This window comes from Janthinobacterium sp. PAMC25594, from assembly GCF_019443505.1.
Taxonomy (GTDB): domain Bacteria; phylum Pseudomonadota; class Gammaproteobacteria; order Burkholderiales; family Burkholderiaceae_D; genus Janthinobacterium.
Map to the genome: position 1 here is coordinate 5,920,727 of NZ_CP080377.1, position 25,224 is coordinate 5,945,950.

General features: G+C 64.1%; 24 protein-coding genes and 1 pseudogene. 15 read left to right on the top strand and 10 right to left on the bottom strand.

The genetic code is table 11. The annotated features are described in order from the left end of the window. Positions 1-10 precede the first annotated feature (10 nt). Positions 11-1,174, top strand: a complete 1,164-nt coding sequence (locus KY494_RS26565) for a PQQ-dependent sugar dehydrogenase (protein WP_219888781.1) — start codon at positions 11-13, stop codon at positions 1,172-1,174. Positions 1,175-1,231: 57 nt separating this feature from the next. After that, complete coding sequence (locus tag KY494_RS26570) at positions 1,232-1,534, top strand: hypothetical protein (protein ID WP_219133591.1); 303 nt, start codon at positions 1,232-1,234, stop codon at positions 1,532-1,534. 3 nt (positions 1,535-1,537) lie between these two features. On the opposite strand, the gene KY494_RS26575 is transcribed toward KY494_RS26570, so the two are convergent. Next, positions 1,538-2,752, bottom strand: a complete 1,215-nt coding sequence (locus KY494_RS26575) for an MFS transporter (protein WP_219888783.1) — start codon at positions 2,750-2,752, stop codon at positions 1,538-1,540. A 92-nt stretch (positions 2,753-2,844) separates the two neighbouring features. Here KY494_RS26575 and KY494_RS26580 point away from each other — a divergent pair, with 92 nt between their 5' ends. Continuing rightward, positions 2,845-3,465 (top strand): TetR/AcrR family transcriptional regulator, encoded by a 621-nt coding sequence (locus tag KY494_RS26580; protein WP_219888785.1) that lies wholly within the window; start codon positions 2,845-2,847, stop codon positions 3,463-3,465. Between the two features lie 160 nt (positions 3,466-3,625). Here KY494_RS26580 and KY494_RS26585 read toward each other — a convergent pair whose 3' ends face one another. Then, positions 3,626-3,964, bottom strand: coding sequence for an MmcQ/YjbR family DNA-binding protein (locus KY494_RS26585; RefSeq protein WP_219888787.1), 339 nt, complete (start codon positions 3,962-3,964; stop codon positions 3,626-3,628). A 532-nt stretch (positions 3,965-4,496) separates the two neighbouring features. Between KY494_RS26585 and KY494_RS26590 the strand changes: the two genes are divergently transcribed. After that, positions 4,497-5,153 (top strand): CCXG family PEP-CTERM protein, encoded by a 657-nt coding sequence (locus KY494_RS26590; RefSeq protein ID WP_219133585.1) that lies wholly within the window; start codon positions 4,497-4,499, stop codon positions 5,151-5,153. A gap of 96 nt (positions 5,154-5,249) precedes the next feature. Here the strand turns inward: KY494_RS26590 and KY494_RS26595 are convergent, their stop codons facing one another. The 4 genes from KY494_RS26595 to KY494_RS26610 all read right to left on the bottom strand — a co-directional run bounded on the left by KY494_RS26595 (position 5,250) and on the right by KY494_RS26610 (position 9,212). After that, positions 5,250-6,230 (bottom strand): FHA domain-containing protein, encoded by a 981-nt coding sequence (locus KY494_RS26595; protein WP_219888788.1) that lies wholly within the window; start codon positions 6,228-6,230, stop codon positions 5,250-5,252. Further along, the gene (locus KY494_RS26600; protein ID WP_219888789.1) at positions 6,227-7,579 is read right to left on the bottom strand and encodes a serine protease; all 1,353 of its coding nucleotides are present in this window, start codon (positions 7,577-7,579) and stop codon (positions 6,227-6,229) included. The genes KY494_RS26595 and KY494_RS26600 overlap by 4 nt, the downstream gene beginning before the upstream one ends. Positions 7,580-7,642: 63 nt before the next feature. After that, on the bottom strand, positions 7,643-8,296 hold the full coding sequence (gene ribA, locus KY494_RS26605) for a GTP cyclohydrolase II (protein WP_219888790.1): 654 nt from the start codon (positions 8,294-8,296) through the stop codon (positions 7,643-7,645). 214 nt (positions 8,297-8,510) lie between these two features. Further along, the gene (locus tag KY494_RS26610; protein WP_219888792.1) at positions 8,511-9,212 is read right to left on the bottom strand and encodes a pirin family protein; all 702 of its coding nucleotides are present in this window, start codon (positions 9,210-9,212) and stop codon (positions 8,511-8,513) included. A 166-nt stretch (positions 9,213-9,378) separates the two neighbouring features. On the opposite strand from KY494_RS26610, the gene KY494_RS26615 reads away from it, so the two are divergent. Next, positions 9,379-10,305, top strand: coding sequence for a LysR family transcriptional regulator (locus KY494_RS26615; protein ID WP_219888793.1), 927 nt, complete (start codon positions 9,379-9,381; stop codon positions 10,303-10,305). 165 nt (positions 10,306-10,470) lie between these two features. Next, the gene (locus tag KY494_RS26620) at positions 10,471-12,630 is read left to right on the top strand and encodes a bifunctional diguanylate cyclase/phosphodiesterase (RefSeq protein WP_219888796.1); all 2,160 of its coding nucleotides are present in this window, start codon (positions 10,471-10,473) and stop codon (positions 12,628-12,630) included. Here KY494_RS26620 and KY494_RS26625 read toward each other — a convergent pair. Continuing rightward, positions 12,627-13,553: a LysR family transcriptional regulator gene (locus KY494_RS26625; RefSeq protein WP_258194483.1), complete on the bottom strand. Its 927-nt coding sequence runs from the start codon at positions 13,551-13,553 to the stop codon at positions 12,627-12,629. The two genes, KY494_RS26620 and KY494_RS26625, sit on opposite strands and share 4 nt — an antisense overlap. 85 nt (positions 13,554-13,638) lie before the next feature. Between KY494_RS26625 and KY494_RS26630 the strand changes: the two genes are divergently transcribed. After that, on the top strand, positions 13,639-14,862 hold the full coding sequence (locus KY494_RS26630; protein WP_219888798.1) for an MFS transporter: 1,224 nt from the start codon (positions 13,639-13,641) through the stop codon (positions 14,860-14,862). Between the two features lie 3 nt (positions 14,863-14,865). Here KY494_RS26630 and KY494_RS26635 read toward each other — a convergent pair. Next, positions 14,866-15,756 (bottom strand): annotated as a pseudogene (locus KY494_RS26635) (DMT family transporter). A gap of 77 nt (positions 15,757-15,833) precedes the next feature. Here KY494_RS26635 and KY494_RS26640 point away from each other — a divergent pair. After that, positions 15,834-16,322, top strand: coding sequence for an Lrp/AsnC family transcriptional regulator (locus KY494_RS26640; RefSeq protein ID WP_219888801.1), 489 nt, complete (start codon positions 15,834-15,836; stop codon positions 16,320-16,322). A gap of 60 nt (positions 16,323-16,382) precedes the next feature. After that, positions 16,383-17,027: a GNAT family N-acetyltransferase gene (locus KY494_RS26645; RefSeq protein ID WP_219888803.1), complete on the top strand. Its 645-nt coding sequence runs from the start codon at positions 16,383-16,385 to the stop codon at positions 17,025-17,027. Between the two features lie 52 nt (positions 17,028-17,079). Here KY494_RS26645 and KY494_RS26650 read toward each other — a convergent pair whose 3' ends face one another. Further along, positions 17,080-17,622 carry a hypothetical protein gene (locus tag KY494_RS26650; protein WP_219888804.1) on the bottom strand — a complete coding sequence of 181 codons (543 nt, stop codon included), beginning with the start codon at positions 17,620-17,622 and terminating at the stop codon, positions 17,080-17,082. Between the two features lie 106 nt (positions 17,623-17,728). Between KY494_RS26650 and KY494_RS26655 the strand changes: the two genes are divergently transcribed. Next, positions 17,729-18,112 (top strand): glutaredoxin domain-containing protein, encoded by a 384-nt coding sequence (locus tag KY494_RS26655; protein WP_219888805.1) that lies wholly within the window; start codon positions 17,729-17,731, stop codon positions 18,110-18,112. Between the two features lie 8 nt (positions 18,113-18,120). Here the strand turns inward: KY494_RS26655 and KY494_RS26660 are convergent, their stop codons facing one another. Further along, positions 18,121-18,357, bottom strand: coding sequence for a DUF3820 family protein (locus KY494_RS26660; protein ID WP_071076391.1), 237 nt, complete (start codon positions 18,355-18,357; stop codon positions 18,121-18,123). 144 nt (positions 18,358-18,501) lie between these two features. Here KY494_RS26660 and KY494_RS26665 point away from each other — a divergent pair, with 144 nt between their 5' ends. The 5 genes from KY494_RS26665 to KY494_RS26685 all read left to right on the top strand — a co-directional run bounded on the left by KY494_RS26665 (position 18,502) and on the right by KY494_RS26685 (position 25,115). Continuing rightward, on the top strand, positions 18,502-19,713 hold the full coding sequence (locus KY494_RS26665; RefSeq protein WP_219888806.1) for an MFS transporter: 1,212 nt from the start codon (positions 18,502-18,504) through the stop codon (positions 19,711-19,713). A gap of 85 nt (positions 19,714-19,798) precedes the next feature. Then, complete coding sequence (locus tag KY494_RS26670; protein WP_219888808.1) at positions 19,799-21,016, top strand: YeeE/YedE family protein; 1,218 nt, start codon at positions 19,799-19,801, stop codon at positions 21,014-21,016. An 81-nt stretch (positions 21,017-21,097) separates the two neighbouring features. Beyond that, on the top strand, positions 21,098-22,576 hold the full coding sequence (locus KY494_RS26675; RefSeq protein ID WP_219888810.1) for a sodium:solute symporter: 1,479 nt from the start codon (positions 21,098-21,100) through the stop codon (positions 22,574-22,576). A 62-nt stretch (positions 22,577-22,638) separates the two neighbouring features. Then, positions 22,639-24,513 (top strand): signal peptide peptidase SppA, encoded by a 1,875-nt coding sequence (gene sppA, locus KY494_RS26680; RefSeq protein ID WP_219133558.1) that lies wholly within the window; start codon positions 22,639-22,641, stop codon positions 24,511-24,513. Positions 24,514-24,581: 68 nt separating this feature from the next. Continuing rightward, a complete protein-coding gene (locus KY494_RS26685) occupies positions 24,582-25,115 on the top strand; it encodes a GNAT family N-acetyltransferase (RefSeq protein ID WP_219888811.1) in 534 nt (177 codons plus the stop codon). Positions 25,116-25,224: the final 109 nt, after the last annotated feature.

The window sequence follows — 25,224 nt, forward strand, 5'->3', positions numbered from 1 at the left end:
AGGAGTAGCCATGTTCCAGTTACGCCGCACCAGCATCTTGCTTGCATGGGCATTGACGGCCGCGCCATCGGCCTGGGCCGAACTGCAAGCCACGGGCGAGCCGCCCGCCGCCAAACAGGGCTGGAAGGCCGAGACCGTCGCGCAGGGCGTGCGCCAGCCGTGGGGCATCGCCTGGCTGGGCGAGGGCCGCGCGCTGGTCACCAGCAAGCAGGGGACCTTGCATCTGCTGAATGGCAAGAAATTCGAGGACGTGGCGCTGGAAGGCATGCCCAAGGTGTTTACGGGCGGGCAGGGCGGCTTGCTCGATATCGTGCTGCATCCGCAGGATGCCAACAAGCCGAACCCGCGCGTGTACATGACGGTATCGACGGGCACGAATGACGCGAACCGCACGACCCTGGTGCGCGGCGTGTTCGATGGCAAGAAGGTGACGGGCATCGAGACCCTGTTCAAGGTGGCCACCGACAAGAGCGGCGGCCAGCATTTCGGTTCGCGCCTGCTGTGGCTGCCGGACGGCACTTTGCTGATGAGCGTGGCCGATGGCGGCAATCCGCCGCTGCGCGTCAAAGACCGCCTGGCGCGCGAGCAGGCGCAAAACCTGGCCACGCACCAGGGCTCCATCCTGCGTCTGACGGAAGAGGGCAAACCGGCGCCCGGCAATCCGCTGGCCGCCAAGGGCGCCTTGCCGGAAATCTGGTCATATGGCCACCGCAACGTGCAGGGACTGGCGCTCGATCCCGTTTCCGGCCGCGTGTGGGCCACGGAGCACGGTCCGTACGGCGGCGACGAGCTGAACCTGGTGGTGGCGGGCGGCAACTATGGCTGGCCCCTGCAAAGCTATGGTGCCGACTACACGACGCATGAACCCGTCGGCAAGCATGAAGTGCCGGGCATGATCAACCCGAGCGTGGCCTGGGTGCCGTCGCCGGCCCCGTCCGGGCTGGCCGTCTATACGGGCGACAAGATTGCCGCCTGGCGCGGCAGCATCTTCAGCGGCGGCCTGGCGGCCAAGGATATCCGCCGCATCGCCGTCGATGCGAACGGCAAGGTGACGGGGCAGGACCGCCTGGCCATCGGCGCGCGCGTGCGCGACGTGCGCCAGGGACCGGATGGCTATCTGTATGCGCTGACGGATGAAGACAACGGGCGTTTGCTGCGCATCGTGCCGCGGTAGCACGGCCGGCGCCCACTTCGCTTAAGATGGCGCCTTTACTTCATTCAAGGTGGCGGCATGGCCCGTGATACTTATGCATACCGGCATGTCGCCGTCGAATCGCGCGCGATTCATGGCCGCGTGGAAATCCGCCCCGTGCCGGGCCAGGCGTTTTCGCCGGAACTGGCTGTGCAGTGCTCGCGCCGCCTGGTCGACCTGCAGCGCTATCCGCTGGGCAGCCGCTTTTTACTCTTTGCCAAGCTGACGGACCGCCTGGGCGGCACGCCCTTCCTGTATGCGTATCACGGCGATGCGGATGTGGTGATGACGCCGGCCGAAGTGACGAAATTCCTCGGTGAATTTCGCCGCGGGCGCATCTGATACCTACGACGCTGCGCAAGCCGCGCCGGCCTTGGCGCTGGCCTGCGGCTTGCCGAAGAGCGCGATCGTCAGCGCGCAGCCGAGGGCGAACACGCCGCCCACCAGCATCGCGCTGGATACGCCCAGTCGGTCGACAGCCATGCCGCCGAGCAAGGCGCCCGACGCCAGCGACACTTGCACGATGGCGACAAATAGCGCGCTACTGCCTTCCATCAAGTGTGGCGCGGCCTTGAACATCCACGTTTGCACGGCGATCGGCATGGCGCCGAAACCGAAGCCCCACACGGCCACCAGCAGCATCGCCGTCACCGAATGGCTGCCGAACGCGGCCAGGGCCAGGGTGGACAGGCCCAGCACGGCGCCCGTCAGCATCAGCGCGGCCCGTTCGTAGCGGCCGGCGGCCCAGCCGCCCAGCAGGTTGCCGATGAAGCCGGAAGCGCCATATACCAGCAGCATGGCGCTGACGGTGCCGGCGGCCAGGTGCGAAATCTGCGTGAGGAAGGGCGCGATATACGTGTAGGCGGCGAACTGTCCCGTGAACAGCATGGCCGTGGCGATCAAACCCAGCCTGGCCTTGCGGATGCCGAAGATCATCGGCAGCTGGCGCAGGCGGATGGCCTGTGTCGGCGGCAGCTTGGGCAGCAGCAACAGCTGGCCGAGGAAGACCAGCACGGCAATGGCGCTGGCCGCGCCGAAAGCCACGCGCCAGCCCACCAGCTCGCCCACCAGCGCGCCGGCCGGCACGCCCGCCACCGTGCCCAGCGAAACGCCGGCAAAGATGATGGACATGGCGCGCGACGCATGTTGCGGTGCCACCAGGCGCGGGCCGATGGCGCTGCCGATGGCCCAGAAACCGCCCACGCCCACGCCCAGCATGGCGCGGCCCAGCAGTATCCACGCATACGAGGGCGCCAGCGCCACCAGCAGGTTCGACGCGACCAGCAGGGCGGTGAGCGCCAGCAGCACGATGCGGCGGTCCAGGCGGCCCGAGCCGACGGTGACGAAGATGGCGGCAAATGCGGCGACGATGCCGGGCGTGGTGATCATCAGCCCCGCCTGGCCCTTGCTGATGGCCAGTTCGGCGGCCATGGCGGGCAGCAGGCCGACGGGCAGGAATTCGGAGGTGACGAGGGCGAAGGCGCCGATGCCGACCGATAAGACGGCCAGCCACGGCGCCACGGTGGTATCGTCGTCAGTAGCGTTGGAAAGTGTTTGCATGTGAAGTTCCTGAAAAGCCGGGAGGTTTTTAACCGGTCGGTATATAATCAGGGCAGGCAGACAGTGTTGTCAATAATTTTTTACCGAACGGTATGAAACAAGATAAAAAAGAGCCAGCGGTCAAGGCGAAAACGGGCCGGCCACGCACTTTCGACGCGGACGAAGCGCTCGACTGCGCCATGAAAGTGTTCTGGGAAAAAGGCTATGAAGGCAGTTCCCTGCCGGAATTGACGAAAGCCATGGGCATGAACCGGCCCAGCCTGTATGCCGTCTTCGGCAACAAGGAGCAGCTGTTCCACAAGGCGCTCGAGCGCTACAGTGACACGCGCATGCGGTTTTTCGATGCGGCGCTGGAACAGCCGACGGCGCGCCAGGTGGTGGAAGCCCTGCTGACGCAGTATGTCGATGCGCAAACCATGCCGGACGGCCCGCACGGCTGCATGGGCGTCAATGCGGCGCTCGCCTGCAGCGATGATGCCTTGCCGATCCGCGATGAATTGTTTGCGCGCCGGCTGCGCGGTGAAATCAAATTGCGCGACCGCTTGCGACGCGCCAGGGAGGAGGGGGATTTGCCGCCCGATTCCTGTCCCGAGCAGCAGGCGCGCTTTGTCGTGACCTTGTCGCAGGGCATGGCCATCCAGGCGGCGGCCGGCGTATCGCGCGAGCAATTGCAGCAGATGGTGGGCTTGCTGCTGCGCAATTGGCCGATGTAACTAAGTAATCCTCGGGAAATTAGTGTGAATTTATGACGAACAGAACCGGATGCTATGCAAGGCGCTCACTGCGACGCAGTGCGGGCACTGCTAGCAGTGAGCAACGCCGCAGAGCGCCGGTTATGGCAGTCAGAAATCACAATAATTTATTGGGGGTTACTTAGCCGGTCGGGGCGATGGTCTTGGCCAGGTCGCTGGACGCCTTGCGTCGCCAGGCGGCCGTCAGGGCGGCGGCCAGCATGTCCAGCTCGGCATCCGCCAGGCGCACCGTGATGCCAGCCAGACGTTCGCCCCACCACAGCTTTTGACAGCCGGACGGCGTGATGACGGTGGCGATATGCGCCGCTTCCGCATCGAGCAGCACGTTGATGTGCTCGTCGTCGGGCAGGGTGGCAAAGATCTTCCCGCCCACGCGGAAGGCTGGACGGTCGTGGTGTTCTTCCTCGGTGGTGTCGGGAAACGACAGTGCCAGATAGCGTAGTTCTTCCAGGTCGACCATTTCCTCTTTCCCCCTCATCGGACAGATAGCTGCATGTATGCATTTTGCCATGCTGTTTCGCCCCGTGGTGCAGCGGCATGCGAAAAGAAATGCGCGCCATGCGACAGTGGCGGCCCCGTCTGTGGTGCCGCCGCGACATGCCACGCGCCGCCCGCCTGGGCGCGCAGCCCCGGCATCAGCTTGGCGCATGGCACTTTTCACTCGCCAGGAAAGTAGTTGCCATAAAAATATCTTTCGTGGTTAAAAGAAAAATACTTTGCTTGTGTGAAATTTAAGATAGAATAGCTTCAACGTCTTACCTGACCCGTCAACCGTCTGGCTTTGTCCCGGGAACCCGCCCCCTTTCCAGGACGCTTGCAGTGCCGCCATGGCACGCCGCAAGTCCGCGCTGTTACGCGGAAGTTACGCTCCCGACCGCTCATGCTTGCAATGCCTTGCGCTATGCCGGAACGCCTCAATGCAGCGTGCGTTCGGCACCGGCGCCAGCGCCCGCCTGCCGCGCCCACTGAATATTTACTTATTGGATACCATTATGAAGAACTTGCCTAAAATCGCCCTGTCCCTGATCGCCGTCGGTGTGTTTGCCCACGCGAACGCCAGCACCATCACCGTGTCCACCGGTTTCTCGAACGCCAGCGCGCAAGCTTCCGCCGCCGCTTACCAGTCCGTGGTGAATACCGCCGTGGCTACGCCGGGTGCCGGTTATGGCACGACGACGATTGCCAGCTACAACAATGTCACGAATAGCAGCCTGTTCGGCAATGGTTCGAACATCGCCTTCAAGTCGGTGATCAATTTTGGCGTCAGCGCCACCGATGCGGGCGCCTGGAGCTTCCGCAGCGGCGTCGATTTCGGCAAGGGCGGCGCCCTGTTCCTCGACGGCGTGGCGCTGGACTTCAAGAGCAACGACATGTGGTGGGCAGGCAACTACAACAATGGCAGCCAGTTCCTCAGCGGTTCGAGCTCGCTGGCGGCCGGCAACCATACCCTGAGCATCTATGGCCTGGAAAACTGCTGCGATGGTGGCCAGCAAGCGCAGTTCAAGGCGGGCAACAGCAATTTCACCAGCTTTTCCAGCACCGATGGCCTGGTCTCGGCCGTGCCGGAACCGACTACCTACGCCATGCTGCTGATCGGCCTGGGCCTGCTGGGCTTTACGGCGCGCCGCAAGCAGCAAGCCAAGTTCTAAGTGTGATCGCCGACATTCGCGCCTGAGGGCGCGCGATAAAAAGCCCGCCCGTCTGCAAGGACGCGGCGGGCTTTTTGCATGTGCGCTCCAGATCGCTTAATCGCCGCTGTCTTCGTCTTCGTCGGCACCCTTGGCCGCCTTGCCGCGCTCGGCGTCGACGGCGCGCTGCAGGCCGGCCGCATCGCGGAAGAACGCCTCCGTCGTGTGATTCGGGCTCAGACGCAGGGCCGGCGGGTAGATCGCCGACATGTAGGCCTCATCGGCCAGGCGGCCGCTGATCTGCAGGTTGCTCAGCAAAATCAGAGTCGAGCCGAGGATGGCCAGCACGAGGGCAACGAGGCCGAAGCGGCGCCGATGCCGGGGTTTGATCGTGCACAAATGGTAGTAGATCATGACGCAGACGATGACGATGAACAGATGCCGCCCATAGCGCGTCAGCACTTCCAGCGACAGCGCATACGCCGCCACATTGCTGCCCAGTTCCCACACTTCCATGGCCAGCAAGCCGCAGCCGATGATGAACAGGTGGCGGCCGAAGCGCGCCACATGGCCGAACAGGCGGTTCGCCACGGCCCAGATCGACGCCCACACGAGGCCGCCGGCCAGCGCGTAGGCGATGATCATCAGGTAGGAAATCGGCTCGAAGGCGTCCGCATCACTGAGCCAGTTGCTGAAGGCGGCCGAGGCGCCGATCATGGCCAGGCCGGCGACGGCGGGGCGCAAGCCTTCCCAGTCGTGCCTGGTGGTATCGCTCAGTTCGGGCGCCACCGGGTGGTCGCTGGCACGCACGCGCAGGCGCGTGTGGCCCAGGCGCACGATGCTGTTGCCGCTCAAGGCCACTTGCAGTTGCCGTTGGCCCCGGTGGATCACGCCATTCTGGCTGCCCAGGTCGCGCAGCAGCAGGCCGCCTGCGCCGTCGTCCTCGACGATGGCGTGGCGGGCGGCCGTATGCGCGTCGTCGAGGATGAAGTCGTTGTCGTAGCCGCGGCCGATGCGGATCGGCAAGGAATCGATGCGCTGGCGCTGCTGTACTTCGCCATTCTCGGCGAGGATTTCGATGTAATAAGGCGGCTTCATGGCTTGCGGCTGCTTTCCCGCGACAGCGCTTCGAGGAAGGTACGCGTGACGCGCATGCCGTTGGCGTAGGACACGCCGCGCGCGTCGATGCGGCTTTGCAGGCTCATGAGTGGCTCGTCGGTGCTGGCGGCCAGCAGGGCGAAGTCGTACAGTCCCGTAAACTTGCGGTAGGCGCGCACGCACAGCACGGCGCGCAGGGGCAGGGCCTTGTTCTTGACGAACTGTTCGGTGCATTGCGGACCCGTCAGGTGCACGCTCTTGTAGCTGCCAAAACTTTCATTCTTGAACGAGGTGCTGGCCAGTTCGGAAAAGCGCAGCGCGCCCAGTTCGCTGCTGCGCAGGAATTCGTGGCGCATCGACACTTGCCCCGTCTGCAGGGCGCCGGAAATGAAGATGGCCGATTCCATGGCGCAACTGGTGTTGTCGAGCATATAGGGCTTGTCGGACTTGACGTTGGAGCGGCCCCAGCAGCGCATCTGGTCCGACTCGCGCACGGGCACGCGATACGGGCCCATGGCTTTCAGGCTCAGGGGCGTGTCGAGCAGGCGCGCCAGCATCACTTCCTGGTGCGCCAGCAGCTGCGCCGTCACCAGCGGCTTGAAGTCTTTCGGCGCCTTGCCTTGCAGGGCCACCTTGGCCAGCAATTGCTGCGCATAGCGGGCGGGCACGAGAAAACTGACGAGTTCTCCGTCGAGGCGTTTCGAGACGTTCACGCCGGCCACGTCGCCGTTCGCGGTGACGCTGGGGCCGCCGCTCATGCCGGCATTGATCGGCCCCGTAAACATCAGCTGGTCGTAGAAGCTGCGCGTGACGACGCCGTTGTACGAGCCTTCCGAAATGGCGAAGCCCAGGTCCAGCGGATTGCCCATCGAATACAGGTACTGGCCCTGAGTCAGCGGTGCCAGCGGTTCCGGCATCTTGAAAAAGCCCGTGCCGTGGCGGTTCACGCGTAGCACGGCCAGGTCGTGCAGCACGTCGACGGCCAGCAATTCCACATTGCCCCGCTGTCCACTCGTGTCGACCCATTCGCCCACATAGGTATCGGGGTCGAGCGCGAATTGCGACACGACGTGATAGTTGCTCACCACCAGGTCGCCCGTGCCGATCAAAAAGCCCGAGCCCACCGATGATTGCGTGCGGCCGTTTTTCAGCAGCACGCGCACTTGCAGGATGTCGGCGCGCGCGGCCGTGTACAGCTTTTGCGCGGCGGATGAGGGTGGTGGCAAGGTTGCATGTTCGGTGGCGGCGGGCGCGGCGGTGGCCGGTGGCGGCTTGGCGGGGGGAGCCGCGTGTGCGCCTGTGGCAGCGCACAGGCTGGCCAGCAAGAAGGCGAAGTCAGATAATTTCATGCATCCTTTGTGCGTGAGCAGGAGCGCAGCGGGGGCGCGCTACTGCGCGCCGGCCCGGAATGTTTACAGGGCGCCGTCTTCCAGCGCCGGCGCCGTTTCCGGCGTCATCATGTGACCGAGCTTGCTTTGCTTGGTGTTCAGGTAATGCTGGTTGAAGGCGTTGCGGTTGACCAGCAGCGGCACCCGTTCGGCCACCGTGATGCCCAGCGCTTCCATGGCGGCGATCTTGCGCGGGTTGTTCGTCATCAAACGCAGGTTATTGATGCCGAATTGCGCAAACATGGGTTTGCACAAGGTGTAGTTGCGCGCGTCGGCCTTGAAGCCCAGCTGTTCATTCGCCTGCACCGTGTCGGCGCCTGCCTCTTGCAGGCGATAGGCGCGGATCTTGTTGATCAGGCCGATGCCGCGCCCTTCCTGGCGCAGGTACAGCAAAATGCCGCGGCCTTCCTCGGCGATGCGTTTCAAGGCGCCTTCGAGCTGGGCGCCGCAATCGCAGCGCTGGGAAAACAGCACGTCGCCCGTCAGGCACTCGGAATGCACGCGCGCCAGGACCGGTTCGCCGTTGCCGACATCGCCCAGCACCATGGCCAGGTGTTCCTTGCCCGTGGCGTGTTCGACAAAGGCGTGCAAGGTGAACTGGGCCCACGGCGTCGGCAGTGCGCAGGAAGTCGTGTAATCCAATTCGCCTGTCGCCAGGAGGTCTGCGCCGCTTTGCATGGTTGTGCTCATATAGGTAATTGTCAAAAATAAAAGGCGCGCGACACCACTGCGGTGCCGGCGCGCCCTGTCATCATACCAAAAAGCAGGGGAAACCATTTCCCCTGGCTGAGATTTGAAGGCTGGAATGCCTGGTGAACCCCCTCTAATTGCGGCCGGATCAGCCTTTTACAAGATGGCTGGCCTTGCCGAAGCCCCGTTGGGCCAGCGACCCTTATCGAGGCAGATCGAAGACGAGCACTTCGGCATCCTCGGCCTGCGTCAGCGTCACTGCGGCCTCTTGGGTCAATTTCAGCGCGTCGCCCGCTTTCAGGGGCGTGCCGTTGACCACCAGGCTGCCGCGGATCAGGTGCACATAGGCAATGCGGCCTTCGTCCAGCGCATGTTCGGCCTGCTCGCCTTCCTGCAGGATGCTGGCGTAGATGGCCGCGTCCTGGTGGATCAGCACGGAACCCTGGCGCCCGTCGGACGAGGCGATCAGGCGCAGCTTGCCCCGTTTGCTTTCCGGCGTAAAATGTTTCTCTTCATAGCTGGGCGCTATGCCCGTCACGTTCGGCTGGATCCAGATCTGCAGGAAGTGCAAGCCCTCCGTGTTTGAATGGTTGAACTCGCTGTGGCGCACGCCGCTGCCGGCACTCATGCGCTGCACATCGCCGTAGTGCAGCACGGAACCGGTGCCCATGCTGTCCTTGTGTTCGAGCGCGCCGTCGAGCACATACGAAATGATTTCCATGTCGCGGTGGCCGTGCGTGCCGAAACCCTGGCCTGGCGTCACGCGGTCTTCATTGATCACCAGCAAGGGGCCAAAACCCATGTGCAGCGGATCGTGGTAGCTGCCGAAGGAAAAGCTGTGGTGGGAATTGAGCCAGCCGTGGTTGGCGGCGCCGCGTTCTTCGCTGTGACGAATCTGTAACATGGTGGACTCCGTTTCTATCAATGAATGTGCGATAATTTCGAAGGAGCGTTGCCTGGCAGTTGCCGTGGCGCCGATGCTGCCCTTCGCTGTACGATGGAGCAAGTATAGGCCGTCCACTCCAGAAAGAAAAACGGAAAATCTTGCGAACTATGATCGAAAAAATCGAATGTTAAGACTGAGCCTGGATGCCTTGCAAATCGTCGACGCCATCGACCGCCGCGGATCGTTCTCGTCGGCCGGCAAGGAGTTGCATAAAGTGCCGTCCACCATTTCCTATACGGTGGCCAAGCTGGAAGACGACCTGGGCGTGCAAGTGTTCCGGCGCAATGGTCCGAAAATCATGCTGACGGCGGCCGGCCAGGAATTGCTGAAAGAGGGCCGCTATCTGCTGAAGGCGGCGCAGGACCTTGAACACCGCGTGCGCCGGGTGGCGTCCGGCTGGGAAACGGAATTGTCCATCGGCATCGATTCCATGTTTTCCGCCGTGGCCCTGGCCGACGACGTGCGCGCCTTTTATGACGTGGCGCAGCAGACGCGCTTGCGCCTGTCGCAGGACACCCTGTCGGGCACCTGGGAAGCGTTGCTGGACCGCCGGGTCGACTTGCTGGTGGGCGCGCCCGGCGACGGTCCGGCCGGTGGCGGCTATATCGCGCAGCCGATCGGCATGCTCGACTTCGTCTTTGCCGTGGCGCCCGCGCATCCGCTGGCGCAGGTGGCGGAACCGTTGTCGCGTGGCCACCTGCAGCAGCACCGGGCCGTGGTGGTGGCCGACTCGGCACGCCAGATGGCGCCGCGCACGGTTGGGCTGCTGCTGGGGCAAGATGCCTTGAGCGTGCCGAGCATGCAGGTCAAGTTCGACTATCAGGTGCTGGGGCTGGGCTTTGGCTTCCTGCCGGGACCGTGCGCGCGCGCCGCCATCGCGCGCGGCCAGTTGGTGGAAAAGGCTGTGGAAGAGCCGAAACCGTCGGAAACGTTTTACCTGGCCTGGCGGGTGGGCGAGGATGGCGCCGCGTTGCGCTGGTGGATGGCGCGCATGCGCGAACCGGATGTGTTTGCCCGTCTGGCGCAGCATTTGCCGGGCCATTCGGCGTAGGTCTTAAAATGTTGACATATGCCAACATTTTTAAGTTACCATATTCATAGTATTTCGACCGTCTTTCTGCTCCGACTTGCATGCCCCATAGTGGGATTTTGATGATTACACATACCGCAGCGCCCCTGATATGTTCCCCTGACCTGGCACGCGCACGGGGTTGCCATGTTTGAGGCGAAGGTCGCGCTGTGCCTGCGCCTGGCCCAGGACGCCCGCGAACAGGCGGGGCCGCAGCAGGCCGCCACCCTGGCGCGGCTGCAGGAAGAGCTGGAGCGGCTGCGCGGCGCCAGCCGGCCCATGGTGCGCGTGGCGCCGCCCGACGCCTTGCTGGAAATCGATCCCGATGGCTTTTTGATCGGCTGGAACCATGGCGCCGAACAGATGTTCGGCTATTCCGAACTGGAAGCGCTGGGCCAGCACATCCTGTTTTTGTATCCGGAAGACGACGCGGAAGCGAGCGTGCTGGAACTGCATTTCAAGCAGGGCGATGTGGCCACCGATGTGCGTCGGCGCAAGAAGTCGGGCATGGTGACGTGGCTGCGCATGCACCGCCACGTGATACACGATCAGGCGGGCAAGGCTTGCGGCATGGCGGTGCGCCTGTCGGCCATGAGCGAACCGCTGTCCGACGTGGACAAGGTGAGGTTGCACGCGCGCATCATCGAAGACAGCGAGCAAGCCGTGCTGATCACGGACGCGGAAGAGCGCATCGTCTCGATCAACAGTTCGTTTTCCCGCATCACCGGCTATTCGCCGGCCGAATCCATCGGCCGCACGCCGGACTTGCTGCGCTCGGGCGTGCACGACCCCGACTTCCGCGCCAAGGTGCGCGCCGCCATGCGGCGGCATGGCTCCTGGCGCGGCGAAATCATCGGCAAGCGCAAGAATGGCGAACTGTTCCCGCAAGACGTCACCATCAGCGTCGTGCGCGACGAGTATGGCGAGATCAGCCATGTTTTTTCCCTGTTTTCCGATATCTCGGTGCACAAGGATGCCGAGGCGCGCATGCAGCGCATGGCCAATTACGACAGCCTGACGGGCTTGCCCAACCGTTGCCTGCTGAACCAGCTGGTGGGCCAGGGCCTGACCGAAGCGAAACGGCAAGGCACGCATGGCGCGCTGATGGTCATCGATATCAGCCGCATCGGTTCCATCAGCGACACGCTGGGCCACGAAGTGGGCGACCAGCTGGTGATCGCCATCGGCCAGCTGTTCCGTGGCGCCCTGCGCGACGCGGACATCCTGGCGCGGGTCGACAACAGTAAATTTGTCGTGGCGCTGTTGCATATCGAAAAGCGCGAACATGCGGCGAACGTGGCGCAAAAACTGCTCAACCTGTTGGAGGCGCCGATCAATATCGATGCGCACGCGCTGCACGTGGGCGCCAGCATCGGCATCACCGTGTATCCGGAAGACGGCCTGGAAGCGCCGGCCCTGTTCCGCTTTGCCGACGTGGCCGTGGCCAAGGCGGGGCAGACCATCGAATCGACCTTCCTGTTTTACCGCGAAGACATGAACCGGCGGGCCAAAGAACATTTACGCCTGGAAAGCGAAATGCGCCTGGCCCTGGGCGACAAGGAGCTGGAACTGCATTACCAGCCGAAAGTGAGCCTGTCCAGCGGGCGCATCGTGGGCGCGGAAGCCTTGCTGCGCTGGAAGCATCCGATGCGCGGCATGGTTTCGCCCGGCGTCTTCATCCCCGTTGCCGAGGAAACCAGTTTGATTCTGGAACTGGGCACCTGGGTGCTGGACGAGGCTTGCCGCCAGATACGCAGCTGGGAAGACCGTGGCCTGCACATGCCGGCCATCGCCGTCAACCTGTCGGCGCGCCAGTTCGATGAACAGTTGCCGGCGCGCATAGCGGCCGTGCTCGAGCGCTACCAGGTGCGGCCCGACCAGATCATGCTGGAAATCACGGAAAGCCTGCTGATGCGCGGTGCCGACAAGGTGATCGACATCATGAACCAGCTGGTGGCCATGGGCCTGGCGCTGGCGCTCGATGACTTCGGCACCGGCTATTCCAGTCTGGCGTATTTGAAAAAATTCCCCATCAGCACACTGAAAATCGACCGCTCGTTTGTCATCGGCTTGCCGTTCGAGGAAAACGATTGCGCCATCGCCCGCGCCATCGTCACCATGGCGCAGCAGCTGCGCCAGGAAATCGTCGCCGAAGGGGTGGAAACGGCCGAGCAGATGCGCTTCCTGCGCGAACTCGGTTGCGACCAGCTGCAAGGTTATCTGTTCAGTCCTGCCGTGCCGGCGGCCGAATTCGAAGTGATGCTCGACGAAGGCCGACGCTTGCGTTTGAACGAAGCGCTGGCTTAAGGTTCGCCCAGTTTCACCTTTTCCAGCAGATAATCGAGCATCACGCGCACCCGGGCCGGTACTTGCTGGCCCGGTCCCACGAAGACGGCGTGCACGAGTTCGCGATCGCCCGGATTGTAGTCCTGCAGCACCTCTACCAATTGACCTTGTGCAATATCGCGCTGCACGTGCTGGCGCGAAAAGCGTCCCAGTCCCATGCCCGCCAGCACCAGCTGGCGCATGCTTTCGCCATCGCTGACGCAGGTATTGCCTTGCGGCGCCACCTGCATGCTTCCTCCGCTCCCGTCGAGGAAGGGCCAGGTTTCATTCTGGCAGCGGAAGTTGAAGGCCAACAAATTGTGTTCGGATAATTCCAGCGGCGTGCGCGGCAGGCCGTGCTGCGCCACGTACGCCGGCGACGCCACCACGACCATCGCATCTTCACCGAGTTTGCGCGCCACCAGGTTCGATGCCTTCAGCTGGCCCGTGCGGATGGCGATGTCGGTGCGGTCTTCCAGCAAGTCGACGATGGCGTCGCTGACGACCACGTCGAGCACGATGTCGGGATAGCGCTGCGCGAACTCGGGCAGGATGGGCAGCAGATGGCGCACGCCGAACGGCACGAAACAGTTGATGCGCAAGCGCCCGCGCGGCGCCGCGCCCTGCGATGCTTCGCGCTCGGCGCCGTCGATATCGTCGAGGATGCGCTTGCACTGGATAAAAAAGGCGTCGCCTTCGGGCGTGGTGTGCAGCTGGCGCGTGCTGCGCTGGAGTAAGCGCGCACCGAGCCGCGCTTCCAGGCGATTGACGAGCTTGCTGACGGCCGACGGCGTCAAGGCCAGGCGGCGCGCGGCGGCGGAAAAGGCCCCCGTTTCCACCACGGCCACAAACACGGCCATCTCGAACGCGCGGTTGATGTCTTGCCTGGCCATTATTGAATCCATTTCACAGGTGTTTCCATTACTAGAGTCTATATCAAAAGCGTTTGCATCGATACACTGGCCGGCTTGAACCATTGTTGGAGCCATCATGACCACCGCAAGCCCTGTTTCCCCTCCAGCCAGTTCCATGCCACCGGGCGTGCTGGCGCTGGCCGTCGGCGCCTTTGCCATCGGCGTCACCGAATTCATCGTCGTCGGCATCTTGCCCACCATCGCGAAGGAGTTGCGGATTTCCATCGAATCGGCGGGCTCGCTGGTCAGCCTGTATGCACTGGCGCTGGCCATCGGCACGCCGCTGCTGGTGCTGCTGATGTCGCGCCTGCCGCGCAAGGCGGCCTTGCTGGGGCTGATGAGCGTTTTCCTCGCCGGCAACTTGCTGGCCGCCTTGTCGCACACGTTTGCATGGTTGCTGGCGGGACGGGTCATCACGGCCGTGGCGCACGGCACCTTCTTTGCCATCGGCGCCACCGTGGCCGCCAGCCTGGTCGCCAAGGCGCAGGCGGGCAGGGCAATTTCCGTGATGTTTGCGGGTCTGACCCTGGCCATGGTGATCGGCGTGCCGCTCGGCAGTTTCCTCGGCAACTTGATGGGCTGGCGCTTGCCGTTTTTTGCCGTCGTCGTGCTGGCCGCCGTGGGCCTGGGCGCCATGGCGCGCTGGCTGCCGGCCGGCTTGCAGCAGGGCAAGGGTGGCAAGGCCATGACGCAGCTGGCGGCGCTGGGCAGCGGCCCCATCCTGACCATGATGGCGGTGACCACGTTCGGTTTCGGCAGCAGCTTTGCCGCGTTTACTTTTATTACGCCCATCCTCACGGATGTGACGGGCTTTTCCGCCACCATGGCCAGCGCGCTGCTGATCGTGTTCGGCATCGCCACCTTTGCCGGCAACCTGGCGGGCGGCTACCTGACCAGCCACCGGGGCTGGCAAAAAGCCTTGCGTGTGATGCTGCTGTTGCTGGCCGTCACGCAAGCGGGTGTGGCCCTGAGCATCAGCTCGCCATGGATGATGACGCTGATGCTGTTCGTCTGGGGCGTGTTCGCCTTCGGCCTGTCGCCCGCCCTGCAAGCGGGCATGCTGGCCACGGCCGAGCGCTACACGCCGCACGCCGTCGATTTCGCCTCGGGCCTGAACATTTCCGCGTTTAACCTGGGCATTTCCTTCGGCTCCATGCTCGGTGCGCTGATGGTTTCGCGCCAGCTGATGGCATCGTCACCGTGGGCCGGCGTGGCGGCCGCACTGCTCGCCTTGCTGCCGCTGGCGTGGCTGGCGCGCCGCAACCTGGCTGCCCCTGTGGCGGGGGCGGCCGCGCACTGAGGTTCAGGTATGCACGGCGGCGCACGGCGCATTGCGTTTCTGGCGCTGCGCCATATAGGAACTGCCCATCGACGCGGCCATGATCATGGCGATGGCCAGCTACTGCCCGGCACCCAGCCGCTCGTCGAGCAGGATGAAGGCCAGCATGGCGGCCACGGCCGGTTCCATGCTGCTCATGATGCCGAACGCTTGCGGCGTCAGCCGCTTCAGGGCCACCATTTCCAGCGAGATCGGTATCGCGCTGGAAATGAGCGCCACGCCCAGGCCCACGCCCAGCACGACGGGCGAGAGCAGGGCGGCGCCGCTATGCATCACGCCCACGGGCACCACCACCAGCGCGGCCATCGCCAGGCCCAGCGACACGGAGTGACCCGCATGCAAATGGCTGGCGCGCTTGCCGAAGACGATGTACGAGGCCCAGCAGACGGCGGCGCCCAGGGCGAACAGCACGCCCGTGGGATCGAGATTGCTGACGTCGTGGCCGAGCGGCAACAGCAGCGCCAGTCCCGCCACGGCCAGTGCCACCCAGACGAAATCGACCGGCCGGCGCGAGGCCAGCAGCGCCACGGCCAGCGGGCCGGAAAATTCGATCGCCACGGCAATGCCGAACGGAATCGTACGCAGTGCCATATAAAAACACAGGTTGGTCAAACCCAGCGCGCCGCCGTACAGGGCCACCGTGCGCAGGTCGGCGCGGCTCAGCTGCCAGCGCCACGGGCGCCAGAACAGCAACAGCAGCAGGGCGGAAAAGCCCACGCGCACGGCCGTGGTGCCCTGCGCACCGACCAGCGGGAACAGGCTGTGCTTGGCCCACGAGGTGCCCAGTCCAAGGCAGGTGACGGAGCCGAGGATGGCGAGCAGGGGAATGAAGGAGGAATAGCGGCGTAATGGCATGGTGATAAATGGCTTGATATCGGGATGGTGAAAGTTTATTGTGTCTGATCCGATATTTGTACTGCATTTTGACCTCCATGACGCAACTTTCGCTCACGCCTTCTCCCGACCTCGATGCCTTCGACCTGGCCATCCTCGATATCTTGCAGCGCGATAACACGACTTCGCAGCGCGAAATCGCCCAGGCCGTGCATTTGTCCGCGCCGGCCGTGCAGCGCCGGATCCGCCGCCTGCGCGAAAGCGGGGTGATCCGTCAGGAAGTGGCCGTGCTCGACGCGAGTCGCCTGGGCCGCCCGCTGATCTTGACGGTGGAAGTGCATCTGCACGACGAGCACCCGCTGCGCACGGCCGGCATGCGCGCGCGCATCATGGCCGAGCCTGCCATCCAGCAGTGCTACGGCATCACGGGCGAGGCCGACTACCTGCTGCTCATCACGGCCAGCAGCATGGCCGAATATGAGGCGCTGACGGAGCGGCTGTTCGGCGGCGACGACAATATCCGGCGCTACCGCACCTCGGTGGCCTTGACCTGCCTCAAGATGGGCTTGCACGTGCCGCTGGGGTAGGCGCCGATTTCACTCTGGCATAATCAGCAGGGACAGCAGGGACGAATGAGGGAGCGTGAGATGGAGGAGCAGGAAAATGCGCATCTGGCCGATCCCGGCCTGCTTGCCGCCTGGCTGGCGGCACGCTCGATTGCGCGCGGGCTGGCGCCGCCCGTACCCGATCACGGCGGGTGGCGCGTCGAGACGGGCTTGCCAGGCGAAATCCGACGCTACGTTTTTTCGGGGCCTGTTGCAGCCATCAGCACGTTGGCAGCCTCGATTCACCGTCCGCATATTCTCATCAAGATGTGCGGTACCGGCGAGCAATTGCTGCGCCTTTTGCCGCCTCGGTGGCAATTGCTGCCTGGCGGCTTTTTCATGACCCATGAAGGCAGTCTGCCGGCGCCATCTCTGCCGGCCGGATACCGGCTTGTCGTCGCAACGTCGCAGGCAATCACGACGGCGCGTATTCTGACCGGTGATGGCTCGGTCGCCGCCAGCGGCCATGCCGTGGAACATGCCGGCGCCTTTGTCTTTGACCGGATCGTCACGGAAGCCGCACATCGGCGCCAGGGGCTGGGGAGGGCGCTGATCGCCGCGCTGGCGGCCAGGCAGCGATCGGGCAGCGCGCGGCGTGTGCTGGTGGCAACCGAGGATGGCTTGAAACTGTATGCGAGCCTGGGCTGGCACACCCGGTCACCGTATTCGACGGCAGCGATCATTTGAGGTCGCGATACCGAACTTGCGCAGCGTGGATGCCGGGCGGCCATGCCACGCCTTACTGCTCCTCGCGCTCGGCATCGCGCTCGCGGCAGCTCAAGGACGCGTAATGGCCCTTGGGCATCCTGGTCTTGATGGCAACCTCGTTCAGTTCATGCCGGATATCGACGGGGTCGCGCAAGGTGCAGCGCTGGGCGCGGGCGAACGCTTGCAGCGTCTTTGTGCTGCCCAGCACCTTGACAATGACGCCTGCGCCGGGGCTGACGCAGCAGCCGATGTATTGCGTGATGTATTCTTCCTCGATGAGCACCAGTTCATGTCCCATGAAGCTTGCCGGCTTCTTGAGCAGATAGTAATCGGTGTAATCGGCGCGCTGGTCGGGGTGCTGGCCAAGGTAGCCTTCGCGCATGTAGGCCCGGATGGCCTTGCCGGAGGTGCCCACCCTGGCTGTCGTGCCCTGTTTCAGGTGCAGCGCGTGGATCAGGTCGCTTTCAAGCCCGGGATCGGCGGCGTGGGCGCTGGCGCAACTGGCGGCCAGCAGAAGCGAGCCGATCAGGCGGCGGGTGCGGCGCCATTCAGGCAGGGGAGGGATGGCTTGCATATATTCAAACGAAGGGGGAGAAGAGGCGCAGTGTAGCGCACGCCAGCCATTGCGCGTGGCACAATGCGTGACCCGCACGCCACGTGCCACTCACCCCAGGACTTTCATGACCCGCGCCATCCTTGACGAAGCCCAGATTCATCCCGCCGCCCGCCCCTTGATCGGCAGCAAGCACCAGGACATCGTGCGCGACGTGCAGGCGGCCATCGCCGCGCACCAGGTGGTCGTCGTCGGCATGGCGCTCAATCCGTTTCCCCGCAAGGCGCGCAAGATCCTCGACGTGCTGGGCACGCCCTACCAGTACCTGCAATACGGCAGCTATCTGAACCAGTGGCACCGGCGCAATGCGCTGAAAATGTGGACGGGCTGGCCGACGTTCCCCATGGTCTTTGTCAACGGCGTGCTCATCGGTGGCGCCAGCGAACTGCAAAAGATCGTGGAAAATGGCGAGTTCAGCGCCATGCTGGCGAAGAAGCTACGCGCGATTTAAGTCCCGTCTTATTCTCCCGGCCGCCACGGCGACTTGCGCGTGCGCAAGGGGTCAAGCAAGCCGCGCAAATCGTTATGGTCGAGCTCGTACATCAGCGCAATTAAACTGCCCAGTTCGCCCGAGGGGAAGCCCTCGCGCGCGAACCAGCCCAGGTAGTGTCCCGGCAAGTCTGCCAGCAAGCGTCCCTGATATTTCCCATATGGCATTTCGCGCGTGACCAGCAGCGCCAGTTTTTCTGAATTCATGCGACCGCTCCGTAATTGATCGATGCAGTGTAGCAGAACACGATATTGTTGAGTATGGCGCAAATATCATCTGCCCGAGGAGGTATTTTTCGCCACAAAGAAAAGCCCGATACTGCATGCCAACATCATTTATCGGAGTTTGTCATGCCCATTGCCTTGCTCGCGCTGACCCTCAGCGCCTTTGCCATCGGAACCACCGAGTTTGTCATTGTCGGGTTGTTGCCCACCATCGCCGCCGACCTGGGCGTCAACCTGCCATCGGCCGGCCTGCTGGTCAGCCTGTATGCGCTGGGCGTCGCCGTCGGTGCGCCCGTGCTGACGGCCCTGACGGGCAAGATCCCGCGCAAAACCTTGCTATTGTCGCTGATGGTCCTGTTCACCCTGGGCAATTTGCTGGCCTGGAAGTCGCCCGGCTACGAAACCCTCGTCATCGCCCGCATCCTGACGGGTCTGGCGCATGGCGTGTTCTTTTCCATCGGCTCGACCATCGCCACCTCGCTGGTGCCGAAGGACAAGGCGGCCAGCGCGATTGCCATCATGTTTACGGGCCTGACCGTGGCCCTGGTGACGGGCGTGCCGCTGGGCACCTTCATCGGCCAGCATTTCGGCTGGCGCGAAACCTTCCTCGCCGTCTCGGCGCTGGGACTGGTCGCCTTTGTCGGCAGCCTGCTGTACGTGCCGTCGACCATCGCCCACAGCAAGCCGGCGTCCCTGCTGCAGCAAGTGCAGGTGCTGGGCCAGCCCCGGCTGCTGCTGGTGTACGCCATGACGGCCGTCGGCTATGGCGGCTCCTTCATCGCATTTACATATCTGGCGCCCATCCTGCAGCAAGTGTCGGGATTCAGCGCCGGCGCCGTGGGCGCGGTGATGCTCGTGTATGGCGTCTCCGTGGCGTTCGGCAATATCTGGGGCGGCAAGCTGGCCGACAAGAAGGGCCCTGTCAGCGCCCTGAAACGGATCTTTTTGCTGCTGGCGTTTGTTTTGCTGCTGTTGACCTTCACGGCGCCGCATCCCGTACTCGTCGTCATCACCGTGCTGCTGTGGGGCGCCGTGGCCTTCGGTAATGTTGCAGGATTACAAGTGTATGTGGTGCAGCAGGCGGAACACTTTACGCCTCGTGCCGTCGATGTCGCTTCGGGCTTGAATATCGCCGCCTTCAACCTGGGCATCGCCGGCGGCGCCTGGGGCGGTGGCCTGATCGTGGAACACCTGGGCCTGGTGCACACGGGCTGGATCGGCGCCATCGTCGTGCTGGGCGCATTCGGCTTGACGGCCCTGAGCGGCCGGATGGACCGCCTCAATCCCATCCCCGTGCGTGCTGGCGGCGAAAAGTCGCTCCATTCGGTGGGGCATTAAGCCTGCTTGATCCGCAAGCAAGTCGCTGGCATGCGCGAGAGTAGGGTTTACAATGGTGTTTCCTTTTCTCTCGCCCATACTCCTCATGTCCGATACAGCAACTTCACCGCTACGCCTGCGCACCGATATCAATCCGAAACCGCTGGGCGTTGCGCTTGTGCTCATCGTGCTGGGCGCGTGGTATCTGGCGCAAACCGTCGGCGCCACCCAGTCCGCGCTGTACGTGGTGGGCGCCTTGCTCGGCATCACCCTGTATCACGCGGCGTTCGGTTTCACGTCCGCCTGGCGCGTCTTCATCGCCGATGGCCGCGGCGACGGCTTGCGCGCGCAAATGCTGATGCTGGCTGTCGGCGTGGCGCTGTTTTTCCCTGCGCTGTCGGCCGGCACCCTGTTCGGCACGCCCGTCGCGGGCCTGGTGTCTCCCGCCGGCACTTCCGTCATCTTCGGCGCCTTCATCTTCGGCATCGGCATGCAACTGGGCGGCGGTTGCGCTTCCGGCACCTTATATACAGTCGGTGGAGGCAGTACGCGCATGCTCATCACCCTGGCCGCCTTCATCGTCGGCTCCGTGATCGGCACGGCGCACATGCCGTTCTGGACGGCGTTGCCGCAATTGAAACCCATTTCCCTCGTCACAAGCCTGGGCCTGGTGCCCGCGCTGGCGCTGAACTGGATCGTTTTTGCATTGATCGCCGGCATCACGGTGCTGGTGGAAAAGCGCCGCCATGGCAAGCTCGTCGCCACGCCGCTGCGCCCGTCACAGGCGTCGCCCTGGCTGCACGGCCCCTGGCCGCTGGTGGCGGGCGCCGTCGCGCTCGTCGTGCTCAATTTCATCACCCTGGCGCTGTCGGGCAAGCCGTGGGGCGTGACGTCCGCGTTTGCCCTGTGGGGCGCGAAGGCCGCATCGGTGGTCGGCATCGACACGGCCAGCTGGGCTTACTGGTCGACCAAGGCCAACGCGGCCGCGCTGGCCGCGCCGCTGACGCAAGACAAGACGTCCGTGATGGACATCGGCATCGTGCTGGGCGCCATGCTGGCCGCGGCCTTGGCCGGCCGCTACGCGCCCGTGTGGCGCATCCCGCGCCGCTCGGTCATCGCCGCCGTCGTCGGCGGCTTGCTGCTCGGCTACGGCGCGCGCCTGGCCTACGGCTGCAATATCGGCGCGTATTTCAGCGGCATCATCTCGGGCAGCCTGCACGGCTGGCTGTGGCTGGTCTGCGCCTTCCTCGGCAACGTCGTCGGCACGCGCTTGCGTCCGTGGTTCGGCCTGGAAGTGGAGAAAGTCAAACCGAGCGGCTGCTGAGGCCTGATTGACCGGGGGCATTGCTGTACGCTTTGTTGTATATTGCTGCCCCTGTTCCTCTTTGCCGCCAGCGCAACGTCCATGTCCCCAGCCATCCTGTTTGCCGTCGTCCTCGCGTATTTTTTGATCCTGCTGGGCGTGGCATGGCGCACCTCGCGCCATGCGACCAACGACAGTTTTTTCATCGGCAACAAAGACAGCAACTGGATGCTGGTGGCCTTCGGCATGGTGGGCACGACGCTCACGGGCGTGACCTTCATCAGCGTGCCTGGCGCCGTGGGCAGCAACGGTTTCGGCTACATCCAGCTGATGATCGGTTATGTGCTCGGCTACCTGGCCATCACCTTCATTTTGCTGCCGCTGTACTACCGGCTGCAGCTGACCTCCATTTACCGCTACCTGGAACTGCGCCTGGGACGCCGCTCGTACCAGAGCGGGGCGGCGTTTTTCATCGTCTCGCGGCTGCTGGGCGCCACGGCGCGGCTGTATCTGGTGGTCAATATCCTGCAAGCCACCATACTCGACAGCCTGGGCGTGCCGTTCTGGCTGACGGCCGGCGTCGTGCTGCTGCTGATCCTGCTCTACACCTACGAGGGCGGCGTCAAGACCATCGTCTGGACCGACACCCTGCAAACGGCGTGCATGCTGGCCGGCCTCGTCATTTGCAGCGTGTTTTTATTGCGCGCCATGGACCTGTCGCTCATCGACAGCCTCGAGCGCATGCGCGCGCAGGGCCTCACGCGCATCTTCACCGTCGACCCGGACAGCCCCGCCTATGTGTGGAAGCACATTCTCGCCGGCATGTTCATCACGATCGCCATGACGGGCATGGACCAGGAAATGATGCAAAAGAACATTTCCGTGCGCACCTTGCGCGACTCGCAAAAGAATATGCTGAGTCTCACCGTCGTGCTGACTGGCGTGCTGCTGCTGTTCCTGTTTTTGGGCGGACTGCTGCACCTGTACGCGCCGCTGGCCGGCGTAACGGCGACGGGAGATAAACTGTTCCCCGCCGTCGTGCTCGGCCACTTCCCCGCCGTGGTGCAACTGATTTTCTTCATCGCCCTCATCTCCGCCCTGTTTCCCAGCGTGGATGGGGCGCTCACGGCCCTCACGTCCACCTTCTGCATCGACATTTTGGGCGTGCAGCGCAGGCCGGAGTTGAGCGCGGCGGCGCAGATGCGCTGGCGCCGCCGTGTGCACCTGGGTTTTGCCGCCCTGTTTTTGATCCTGATCATGGCCTTCAAGTGGCTGGACGACCCCAGCATGATCGGCGTGATCCTGAAGCTGGCCAGCTATACCTATGGTCCGCTGCTGGGCCTGTTCGCCTTCGGCCTGCTGAGCCGGCGCGGCGTACGCGACCGCTGGGTACCGCTGGTGGCTGTGGCGGGGCCGCTGCTGTGCGCGCTGATCGAAGGGGAGCAGGCGCGGCTGTTCGAACATTACCGCATCGGCCTGGAACTGCTGATCATCAATGGCGCCCTGGTGCTGGCGGGCCTGTTCCTCATTTCCACGCCTGTGCCAGTGCATGCCAAAGACGAGATACAGTTGTCAAAATAAGACGATTCAAGCCGTTTTCAGTTATATTGGTTTCCTTTAGGTACATAACCCACGGAGCATCAATGTCACTCAACCCCTTCCCGCCGCTGCGTCGCGGCTTTGGCGCATTCTGGCGCGCGCTGGACGCCACCCGCCGCGCGGTCATCAACCTGATTTTCCTGCTGATCGTCATCGCCATCCTGATCGCCATCTTTGGCGGCGGCGCCAAGCCCCTGGCGGACAAGACCACCCTGGTGCTGGACTTGCAAGGCCCGCTGGTCGAGGAAGCCCCGGGCGGCGTGCGCGAGGCGGTGCTGGCCAATGTCAGCGGCGAAGCCAAGAAAAACGTGCAGCTGCGCGACGTGCTGGCGGTGCTCGACACGGCGGCCAAGGACAAGAACATCGGCTCCATGGTGATCCTGCTCGACGAGTTGCAGGGCGGCGGCCTCGCTTCGCTGCGTGAAGTGGCGGCCGGCGTGGAGCGTTTCCGCGCCACCGGCAAGAAAGTCACGGCCTGGGGTTCGAGCTACAACCAGCGCCAGTACCTGGTGGCGGCCAAGGCCGACGAGGTATTCCTGCACCCGATGGGTGGCGTCATGCTGGAAGGCTTTGGCCGCTACCGCAATTACTACCGCGACGCGCTCGACAAGGTGGGCGTGACGGTCAACCTGCTGAAAGTGGGCACGTATAAAAGCGCGGCCGAGCCTTTCATCGCCAACGGCCCGTCCGAAGCGGCGGCCGAAGCGGACCGCTACCTGAACAACGGCCTGTGGACCACCTACACGACGGACGTGGAAAAGGCGCGCAAGCTGCCGGCCGGCGCCATCATGCAAACGATCGACAACTTGCCCGCGCTGATGACGGCCGCTGGCGGCGACCTGGGCAAGCTGTCGCTCAATGGCAAGCTGGTCGACGGCCTGAAAACGCGCGATGAACTGCGCCAGTTCATGATGGCGCGCGGCGCCAAAAATACGGAAGGCACGAACTTCCGCCAGATCAATTACACGGACTACCTGGCGCGTTTGCGCCCCGTGCACATCGGCGACGCTGTCGGCGTGGTCATCGCTTCCGGTGAAATCGGCGACGGCATCGCGCCACCGGGCGCCATCGGCGGCCTGTCCACCTCGCGTCTGATCCGCCAGGCACGCGAAGACAAATCGATCAAGGCCATCGTGCTGCGCGTCGATTCGCCGGGCGGCAGCGCCTTCGGCTCGGAATTGATCCGCCGCGAACTGGAACTGACGCGCGCCGCCGGCAAACCGGTGGTCGTCTCGATGGGCAACGTGGCCGCTTCGGGCGGTTACTGGATCAGCACCTCGTCCGATGAAGTGATCGCCGACGCGGCCACCATCACCGGTTCCATCGGCGTGTTCGCGATTCTGCCGACGGCCGACAAGGTGGTGGAAAAGCTCGGCATCCACACGGCCGGTTCGCCGACCACCTGGCTGGCCGACGCGGGCAACCCCTTGCGTCCGCTCGATCCCCGCTTCGCGCAAGTGATCCAGGGTTCGATCAACCACGTGTATGGCGACTTTCTGAACCTCGCCGCCAGGGCGCGCAAGACGACGCCGGAAAAGATCAATGAAGTGGCGCAGGGCCGCGTCTGGACGGGCTTGCAGGCGAAAGAGCGCAACCTGGTCGACCGCATCGGCAGCTATGGCGATGCGCTGGCCTCGGCCGCCAAGCGCGCCAAGTTGGGCAGCGACTACCGCGTGACCTACCTGGAGCAGGAAACGTCGAACGTCGACCGTTTGATCGGCATGTTCGGCTCCAAGGCCATGGCCTCGCTGGGCCTGGGCGAGCACGTGAAACTGGGCCTGGCCACGACGGGCTTGCCGGCCGACGCGGCGCTGGGCATGGCGCAGGACCTCTCCTGGCTGTCGGGCATCACGCGCGAGCACAAGCCGTTCATGGCCCTCACGCACTGCCTGTGCGAGGTGCCTTTGGGCGGCAAGTAAGGTAAAAGGCCGGGGTCGGACCCGCCGGGTCCGACCTCATACAAAGGGGATAACGCATGGCAAGCGACATGAGCGGACCAACGGCGATCACCATCCGCCCTTGCGTCAAAGGCGATGAACAGGCGCTGGCGCTGGTGGGGCAATCGACTTTTCTTGAAGCGTTCGCCGGCATCCTCGATGGCGCCGACGTCATCGCCCATTGCCAGCGCCAGCACGACGCGCAGCTGTATCGCGACTGGCTGGCGCTGCCGGCCATGCGGCTGTGGCTGGCCGAAGCCACGCCCGGCGGCGCGCCCGTCGGCTACCTGGTGCTCAGCCCCGCCAGCCTGCCGGTGGCGGACCCGCATCCGCAAGACCTGGAAATCAAGCGCATCTACCTGCTGCACCGCTTCCAGGGCCAGCGCGTGGGTCAGCGCCTGATGCAGGCGGCGCTGAGCCAGGCGCGCGCCAGCGGGGCGGGAAGGGTGCTGCTGGGCGTGTACGCGGAAAACCACGACGCGCTGGCGTTCTATGCGCGCTGCGGCTTTGCGCAGGTGGGACGGCGCACCTTCCGCGTGGGCCGCACCGACTATCAGGATGTCATCCTCGGCATGACCTTGTAGACCCAGATAAAGCATCGCCGCCTGAGCACCCGCGTGGCGCCAGGTCAAGGCCGATGGCGGGAGATTTGTAGCGAGTTTGTATCTGCTTGCGAGTCTCCCGCGTACCGCT